The organism is Methylophaga sp. UBA1464 (genome assembly GCF_002325665.1).
Classification (GTDB): domain Bacteria; phylum Pseudomonadota; class Gammaproteobacteria; order Nitrosococcales; family Methylophagaceae; genus Methylophaga.
Genome location: NZ_DCSO01000111.1, coordinates 2,060 through 3,755 on the forward strand (window position 1 = coordinate 2,060; position 1,696 = coordinate 3,755).

A 1,696-nucleotide genomic window follows, 5' to 3' on the forward strand; every position below is an offset into this window, starting at 1 on the left:
CACAACCTTATATTGTCGCCCGCATGACAGAAATTCTGTTGGAGGGTGGTCCCAGAAACAAGGTATTGGAAGTCGGCACTGGCTCTGGCTATCAGACGGCAGTGCTTTCTGCATTAGTGCCAAGAGTCTTCAGTGTTGAGCGCATTGCGCCATTACTCAAGCAGGCCAGAGAACGCTTTTATCTGTTAAAGCTTAATAACATTCGCCTCAAACACAGTGATGGCAATTGGGGGTGGCCGGAAAACGGTCCTTATGATGGCATTATCGTCACCTGTGGAGCAGAACAGATTCCCCCCACGCTGCTGGAGCAACTTGCTCCGGGTGGCCGTCTGGTGATTCCTGTCGGTGGTAGCAAAGGGCAGATATTAAAAGTGATTGATCGTATCGGTGGAAAATTTGAAGAAACAGACTGGGATGCAGTCAGTTTTGTCCCATTGTTAAGCGGACAAATTGGATGAAATTATTTTCAGGACTGTACGCCAAAGTCATGCAATGGGCCAGGCATAAATATGCCACCTATTGGCTGGCATTGGTCAGTTTTTCTGAATCGTCTTTTTTCCTGATACCGCCAGATGTGATGCTGGCGCCGATGTCATTGGCACGGCCGGACAAAGCCTGGTTTTATGCTGGCTTAACGACAATAGCTTCCGTGTTGGGCGGTTTGCTGGGATATCTGATTGGCCTGTTCGCTCTGCAAATGGTTGAACCCTGGATCATCCAGTTTGGTTACATTGAAGCCTATGAAACGGCCCAGCAATGGTTTGCCGATTACGGTTTCTGGGCCATATTTTTAGCCGGATTTACGCCAATCCCGTACAAGATCTTTACCATCGCTGCCGGTGCCGTTGGCATGTTGTTACTGCCCTTTATTCTGGGGTCTTTAATTGGGCGCGGCATGCGTTTCTTTCTGGTCGCCGGATTAATGAAATGGGGCGGCAAGCCGTTTGAAGAAAAATTACATCTGTGGGTTGACCGTCTCGGCTGGTTGACTGTTGGTCTTTTGGTTCTGGCCTATCTGATAGTTATTTGAATATGAAACTGTTGCTGATTTCGTTGCTCCTCTTATTGACTGCCTGTAGCGGTAACTATGCGTTAGCACCGATTGGCAGAGAAGATGGTCGCAACTATCAGCAGCGTCCGGCCCCGGCTCCCGCCCCAAACAGCTATACCGTTAAAAAAGGCGATACGCTGTATTCGATCAGTTTCCGTTATGGAATGGATTATCGTGATGTGGCGCGCATTAATGGTATTCGTTCACCCTATACGATTTATGTCGGTCAACAGATCAAATTCAAGGGTGCGCCAATCACGACCACAGCGACACGTCCAGCGCCTGCTAAACCGGCCCCCAGTAAGCCTTCGTCACCTTCGGTCACACGGCCTTCAACACCTTCTCAACCGTCAAGACCCACTACGGCTACACAAACGCCAAAAGCAACACCCTCAACACCTGCCCCATCATCTTCACCCGCAGTGACCTCAAGCAATGAAAGCCTTGTCTGGCGCTGGCCAACAGAAGGGCGCGTTGTGTCGACTTTTTCGGAATCTGCAGCTGGCCGTAAAGGTGTCAATATTATCGGAAAACCCGGTCAGCCTATTGTCGCGGCGGCAGATGGTAAGGTGGTATATAGTGGTAATGGTTTACCGCGTTACGGTAATCTGCTGATCATTAAACATAATGACACTTATTTAAGTG

At 49.3% G+C, this 1,696-nt stretch carries 3 protein-coding genes; all 3 read left to right on the plus strand.

Annotated elements, in window-relative coordinates:
- Positions 1 to 458 (plus strand): protein-L-isoaspartate O-methyltransferase family protein (locus B3O33_RS15125; protein ID WP_292363907.1); only part of this gene is annotated, 458 nt, incomplete at its 5' end.
- Positions 455 to 1,030 carry a YqaA family protein gene (locus tag B3O33_RS15130; protein WP_292362146.1) on the plus strand — a complete coding sequence of 192 codons (576 nt, stop codon included), beginning with the start codon at positions 455 to 457 and terminating at the stop codon, positions 1,028 to 1,030. The genes B3O33_RS15125 and B3O33_RS15130, both read left to right, overlap by 4 nt.
- 2 nt (positions 1,031 to 1,032) lie before the next feature.
- The coding region (locus B3O33_RS15135) for a LysM peptidoglycan-binding domain-containing protein (protein WP_292363908.1) at positions 1,033 to 1,696 on the plus strand (664 nt) is incomplete at its 3' end.